The 6,493-nt window shown below is 58.0% G+C and carries 5 protein-coding genes; 1 reads left to right on the top strand and 4 read right to left on the bottom strand.

Annotated features, from left to right (window positions below; all coding sequences use genetic code 11):
- Positions 1 to 286 precede the first annotated feature (286 nt).
- Positions 287 to 1,216, bottom strand: a complete 930-nt coding sequence (locus WH50_RS25070; RefSeq protein ID WP_207780481.1) for a LysR family transcriptional regulator — start codon at positions 1,214 to 1,216, stop codon at positions 287 to 289.
- An 89-nt stretch (positions 1,217 to 1,305) separates the two neighbouring features.
- On the opposite strand from WH50_RS25070, the gene WH50_RS25075 reads away from it, so the two are divergent.
- A complete protein-coding gene (locus tag WH50_RS25075) occupies positions 1,306 to 2,586 on the top strand; it encodes an MFS transporter (protein ID WP_110190139.1) in 1,281 nt (426 codons plus the stop codon).
- Positions 2,587 to 2,627: 41 nt separating this feature from the next.
- Here the strand turns inward: WH50_RS25075 and kup are convergent, their stop codons facing one another.
- The 3 genes from kup to WH50_RS25090 form a co-directional block, all read right to left on the bottom strand.
- The gene (kup, locus tag WH50_RS25080; RefSeq protein ID WP_110190141.1) at positions 2,628 to 4,604 is read right to left on the bottom strand and encodes a low affinity potassium transporter Kup; all 1,977 of its coding nucleotides are present in this window, start codon (positions 4,602 to 4,604) and stop codon (positions 2,628 to 2,630) included.
- A 171-nt stretch (positions 4,605 to 4,775) separates the two neighbouring features.
- Positions 4,776 to 5,813: a GlxA family transcriptional regulator gene (locus WH50_RS25085; RefSeq protein WP_133251432.1), complete on the bottom strand. Its 1,038-nt coding sequence runs from the start codon at positions 5,811 to 5,813 to the stop codon at positions 4,776 to 4,778.
- 21 nt (positions 5,814 to 5,834) lie between these two features.
- Positions 5,835 to 6,218, bottom strand: coding sequence for a winged helix-turn-helix transcriptional regulator (locus WH50_RS25090; RefSeq protein ID WP_110190145.1), 384 nt, complete (start codon positions 6,216 to 6,218; stop codon positions 5,835 to 5,837).
- Positions 6,219 to 6,493 lie beyond the last annotated feature (275 nt).

Here is a 6,493-nt window from a genome sequence, read left to right on the forward strand (position 1 = left end):
CCAGAAGGCCACCGACCTAACAGGTCGTTGAAAATCTATCTGCGTTGCCGAATACCTCGTCAAAAACAGGCTCACAGCCAAAGGCTGAACGTGCTTTAGCACGGCCCCGAAGGGGCGAGCGGAGCGAGTCAAATGCTCATTTAGTTCACTAAACTCCGCTTTTTCGCCTGTTTCTTGTGCCCTCGGGGTATTTCCTTGTCTCGGCTGCCTCGATAACGTTTTTCAACAGCCTGCTAAGATAACGGTATATCTTTTTACGGGCGCTAATACTGAATCACCTGCTCGGCTATAACTCGCTGACCGGCTCCCTGACCAGTTCGGTGATCTGCTCCCGCAGCCACAGGTGCCCCGGATCATGATGGTTGCGCGGATGCCAGGCGAGGCAGGCGGGAAAGGCCACCGGCTCATCAAAAGGCAGCGCGAAGATATCGAGGGTATCGGCAAACCGCTCAGCACAGGGTAAGGACAGCACACTGACATAGTCAGTACGCCGCAATATCTCAGGGACCAGCGTGAAGTGATGCACTGACAGTGCCACCCGGCGACGACGCCCCAGTGCTTCCAGCCGGTCATCGATAAAGCCGTGGAAAGAACCGCCACTGTTGGAAACCAGCAGATGCTCCAGCTCACAGTAACTATCGAGGGTCAGTGCCGCCGTCCCGCGCGGGTGCCCTTTACGCTGGACGACAACGTAATGCAGCTGCCGTAACGCTTTCACTTTGAGGTTGGAGGGAATCAGGTTCGGCGCGCCGATCATGATGTCGACCTCGCCTCCTTCCATCTGACTGGGCAGCAGTTGCTGATCAGGAGTGCGAAAGGCCAGACGAATGCCCTTGTAACCCAGCCGGTTAAATCGCTCGATCAACGGTAAGCCGTACACCAGAGTGCTGTTATCCGTGGCTACCAGCTGGAAAGTGCGCTCATCCGTCGTCGGGTCAAACACCGGCCGCCGCTGAATCACGGTATGCAGATGCAGCAACGCCGCCCTGAGCGGCTCCAGCAACTCCAGCCCCCGGGCCGTCGGCGTCATGCCGCGCCCGGCTTCTGCGGGCATCAGCAACGGGTCATCAAAAATTTGCCGTAACCGCCCCAGCTGTGCAGACAGCGCCGGTTGGCTGATATGCAGCCGCTCGGCAGCGCGAGTGACATTACGCTCAGCCAGCAGCACATCGAGCGACACCAGCAGATTCAGATCAATGGCCCTCAAATCGACCACAGTTATAGCTCCCATATTAATAATCGATTTCAACTATACGTGGTGCGTTCTTACAGTGACAACCTCGTCAATGCAGTGCGGAGCCACCCATGGAAACCTCATCCTCATCTGATCGCAGCACCCTGCTGTGCCTGCTGGTCCTGAGCGCCTCCTACTTTTCCTTCAATACCTGTTCGCTGGCGGTGGTAGGTCTGCTGGAACCCATGGCCGCCAGCATGCATCAGTCGACCACTCAGATGGCCCGTCTGGTGTCACTGTTTGCACTGATCTTTGCCATTGCCGCACCGCTGATGCAGGTGGTGAGCAGCGGCCGCAGCCGCAGGCTGATGCTGCAATTCGGACTGCTGGCCATGGCGGCAGGTGCCTTCGGCAGTGCTCTGGCACCTGACTACAGCTGGCTGGTCGCTGCTCGTTGTGTACTGGCCATCGGTGCTGCTATTGTCGGGCCGACCGCACTGGCCGTGTCGACCCTGCTGGTGGCTCCCGCCCATCAGGGCCGGGCACTGGCCATTGTCTTTACCGGCATGACGCTGTCGACCGTCTTTGGTGTCCCTCTGGCATCCTGGCTGGGAGCGATCTGGTCATGGCAGAGTGTGTTTCTGCTGATGGCGGCGGTCATCGTGCTGTGCGGTATTCTGGTATCACTGTTACTGCAAGATCAGACACCGGCACCACTGGTGACAGCCCGGGCCTTCTTCAGCGTCTTTCGTCGTGCCGATACCAGCTGGAGCATCATCTCTATGTTGATGCAGATGGCCTCGCAATTTGCCAGCTATACCCTGATCAGCATTCTGCTGGTACGTCACTTCCACCTGCCTGCACACTGGCTGGCAGCGGCATTGATGTCGTTCGGTATCGGCGGTGTGATTGGTAACGCGCTTTCAGGCGTGCTGGCCGAGCGCTTCCGCCCTGATCAGCTGTTGTGGACGGCACTGATCGGCATGATGGTGACGTTCAGCCTGTTTATCCTCGCCCCTGCACTGCCCTGGGCAGGTATTGCGCTCACGGGAATCTGGGCGGTCTTCGGTCTGATGTTTCAAACCCCGCAACAACGCCGGTTGATCAGCCTTGCGCCCAATCTTCGGGGTCTGTTGCTGGCCATGAATGCCTCGGCGATATACTTCGGCATGTCACTGGGCAGCGCCCTGGGTAGCTTTGCTTTCCATCACTGGGGCGACGGCAGCATGAGTGTCGCATCCTTGCTGCTCGCTATCGCTTCAGCTGCAGGTTTGTGGCTGTCACAGCGTGCTGCCAGCGCCAGCCAACCCTCTTCTGCCAGCCAACTATCTGCTGCTAGCCAACCCTCTTCTAACCAACAATCTGCCAGTAACCCTGCCTGCCCGCTGATAACCTGCAAAGAGCCGGTGTGAACAGCGGTAGCAAGCAACTCGTTGAGGGGAAATCATTCCCCTCAAAACTCGATCTGCGCGCCCATCTCCACCACCCTGTTGGCCGGAATGCGGAAGAAGTCGGTGGCGCGGTTGGCATTGCGATTCATCCAGATAAACAGATGCTCACGCCAGGCGGCCATGCCCGGCACAGGTGTCTGGATCAGGGTTTCCCGCGACAGGAAGAAGGAGGTCTGCAGCAGGTCAAAATGGATGTCGTGGTCCTCGCACAAATCCAGAATCTCCTGCACATCGGGGATTTCCCGGAAGCCGTAGAAGGCCTGAATACGCCAGAATGTGGGCGATAGCTGTTCGATCCTGATCTTGCGCTCATCTTCGATGTACGGCAGGTCTTCATTCCGGATGGTGAGAAAGAACACCCGCTCATGCAGCACGCGATTGTGTTTGAGGTTATGCATCAGCGCATGGGGCACGCCGGTGATGGACGGCGACATAAAGATCGCCGTGCCGGGGACACGCGCAGGCGGATAGGTCTCCAGATTGTCCACCAGCCGCTCCAGTGGAATGGCCACTCGGGTCAGATGCTGATGCAATAGCGTTCTGCCCCGTCGCCAGGTGGTCATCAGGGTGAAGACCATCACACCGATCAGCAACGGCAGCCAGCCACCGGCAAAGATCTTGACGAGATTGGCACTGAACAGTGGCACGTCAATGCACAGCAGCGCTATACACAGCGGTGCCACCAGCCAGAGTGACCAGTTCCAGCTGCGCCAGGCCAGTGTGCAGGTGAGCAAGGTGGTGATTACCATGGTGCCGGTCACGGCAATACCGTAGGCACCGGCCAGCGCGCTGGAAGAACCGAAGAAATTCACCACCAGAATCACAGCCAGCAGCAGCCCCCAGTTCATCAGCGGAATGTAGATCTGCCCCATTTCCCGGTCGGAGGTGTACTGAATCTCCATGCGTGGCAGATAACCCATCTGAATCGCCTGCCGCGTCAGGGAGAACACGCCGGAGATCACCGCCTGCGAGGCTATCACGGTCGCCATGGTGGCCAGCCCGACCAGCGGCAGTAATGCCCAGTCTGGCGCCAGATGATAAAAAGGATTGGCGCGGGTTGCCGGGTCACTGAGGATCAGCGCCCCCTGCCCCAGATAATTGAGAATCAGCGCGGGCAGCACATACCCAAACCAGGCAAGGCGGATGGGCTGACGACCGAAATGGCCCATATCGGCATAAAGCGCCTCAGCGCCGGTCAGTGCCAGTACCACCGAGCCAAGCGCAAGAAAGCCCACCAGCTTGTGCACCAGCATAAAGTGAATAGCCCAGTAAGGGTTAAACGCTTTCAGAACTTCGGGATTGCCAATTATGGCCAGCAGCCCCAACACCCCCAGGGTGGCAAACCACAGCAACATCACCGGGCCGAATAGTTTGCCCACCCTCGCCGTACCTTTGTGCTGAATGGCAAACAGAGCAATCAGTACCGCCAGTGACAAGGGCAGCACGTAGGGCTTGAAGGCCGGTGTAGCGATCTCCAGCCCTTCAATCGCCGACAGTACCGATATGGCAGGGGTAATGACCACCTCACCATAGAAGAAGCCTCCTCCCATCAGCCCCAGCATGGCCAGCCACAACCCCTTGCTGCCAAGCACCTGCCGTATCAGGGTTTGCAGGGTAAGGATGCCCCCTTCGCCACGGTTGTCAGCACGCAGAACAAACAGCAGGTATTTCAGTGAGACCACCAGCAGCAGCCCCCAGATGATCAGCGACAGCACACCCAGCACATTGGCCTCTGTCGGCTGTAAACCGAGGTGCTCGCCAAAACATTCGCGCAGGGTATAAAGCGGGCTGGTGCCGATGTCACCGTAGACAATCCCCAGCGCCGCCAGTATCAGGCTGGGGCGATTGGCAGAGCTGCGGTGCGGATGCCCCGGATGAATATGGGCTCGGGCAGGTGGAGCGACCACCGTCGCGGGATGGTTAACGGTCGGCTGGGGTTGGGTCTCTGGTCCGGTACGGCCAGCGGGAGCGTCATGCATAGGGCTTCACCTCGGTATCCATTCATGTGGTGATAGCACTTTATTGGGGATGATGCCGACGAATTCCCGCCCTTTTCAGCGTTTGCTGGCCAATTTCCTTGCTGTGACCTTGATTGCGCCTTGCTCAGGACGCACTCAGGATCTCACGACAAAGCCAGACAAGGCGCATTGTCATGAGGTGTAGATCAGGTTGCGCTCTTTACGTGCCTGACCGGGAGGAACACCGAAATAGGCCCGGTAGCAATGACGGAAATGCGACAGGCTGGAGAAGCCACAGGCAACGGCGATATTGGCCATTTCCTCATCGGACTGCATCACCAGCTGTCTGGCCTTGGTCAGCCGCAGCTCCTGATAGAAGCGACTGGGAGAGGTGCCCAGATGCTTCATGAAAGCCCGTTCCAGCACCCGCCGTGACACCCCGGCGTAGCCCACCAGCTCATCAAGGCTGACCGGGTCTTCAATGTTGTTTTCCATGATCTCCAGCACTGTCTTCAGCGATGGCGGCAAGCCGGGGCGTGACGTCACCGACGCGATAAACATGTCCTGCTCTTCGTCCAGCCGGTCCCGGTTGAGCACATCTTCCACCGCCTGCACGCACTCGCGGCCATGCTCACGGCGGATAAACTGCAGCATCATTAGCAGCGCACTGTGTGGTCCGGCACAGCTCATGAAGTCTTCATCAATCACATAGGGAGCGCGCACCACATTGGCACTGGGGAAACGCTCCTTGAGACTTTCGCGATTGTCCGGGTGCAGGGTGAAACGCTGGTTGCCGAGCACACCCGCATTGATCAGGTGGTAGGCACCGTTCCAGATGCCGCCGAATACCGGCTTATTGCGCGCGGCGGCCTGCAGTTTTTTCTTCAGCATGGCATCGGTTGCCAGACTGACCCGATAACCACCACAGACGATAATGGCCCGATACAGGGCGGGCTGCAGCTCCTCCAACTGCTCATCGACAGCGATATCAATCCCCAGATCGCTGCGCACTAGCTTGCTCTGTCGGCCAAAGGTATGCACGTGATACAGCGGCCGACTACTGACCAGATTCGCTGTGACCAGCGCATCCAGTGCGGCAGAAAAGGCCATCATGGAAAAGTTTTCCAGCAGGATGATGGCTACCGGCATCGCCGGAGCACTGGGCTCCGCCTGCTTGGGCATATAAACACGATTGGAAAGCTGCACACTGCAATGGGGTTTGGCCGTCACAATGATTTCCCGATTGATAGATTACAGCGCCACCTGCTGGGGAGGTGGCACATAGGCTGCCCGCGCAGCCCTGACCTGCTCGTGATTGTCGGCGGCCCAGGCGATCATCTGATTCAGCGGACCCAGCAGTGAAACGCCCAGTTCGGTCAGGCTGTATTCCACTCGTGGCGGCACGGTAGGGTAGACCTTACGGTTTACCAGACCGTCCTGCTCCAGCGTACGCAGCGTCTGTGCCAGCATGCGCTGAGAGATATCGCCGATCTGCTTGCGCAACTCGCTGAAACGCAGCGTACCGTTCTCCAGCTCATAAATGATCAGTACCGTCCAGCGGTCACCCAGCCGGTCAAGGACATCGCGAATCGGGCACTTTTCGGCCATTTCGCCTTTGGGTCTGTGCAAGCTCATGGCTCCACGCCTCCCTTGTTCAATTCATCATGGTAATAGCGCCGTCAGATCACTGTGCGTTGATACCGACCGCTGCTATCAGTAAAGCGACAAAAAAGCTGCCAGTCGCAGCCAGATTGAGGTTCCAAATAGTAACTTACTAACAGGCTGTTGAAAAACGTGCTTGAGGCAGCCGAGGCAAGGAAAGACCCCGAGGGCACAAGAAACAAGCGAAAAGCGGAGTTTAGTGAACTAAATATGCATTTGACTCACTTCGCTCGCCCCTTCGGGGCCGT

This window comes from Pokkaliibacter plantistimulans, assembly GCF_003194385.1.
Lineage (GTDB): Bacteria > Pseudomonadota > Gammaproteobacteria > Pseudomonadales > Balneatricaceae > Pokkaliibacter > Pokkaliibacter plantistimulans.

Coding starts and splice junctions, on each gene's coding strand:
- WH50_RS25075 (WP_110190139.1), top strand. CDS start 1,306: ATGGAAACCTCATCCTCATCTGATCGCAGCACCCTGCTGTGCCTGCTG.
- kup (WP_110190141.1), bottom strand. CDS start 4,604: ATGCATGACGCTCCCGCTGGCCGTACCGGACCAGAGACCCAACCCCAG.
- WH50_RS25090 (WP_110190145.1), bottom strand. CDS start 6,218: ATGAGCTTGCACAGACCCAAAGGCGAAATGGCCGAAAAGTGCCCGATT.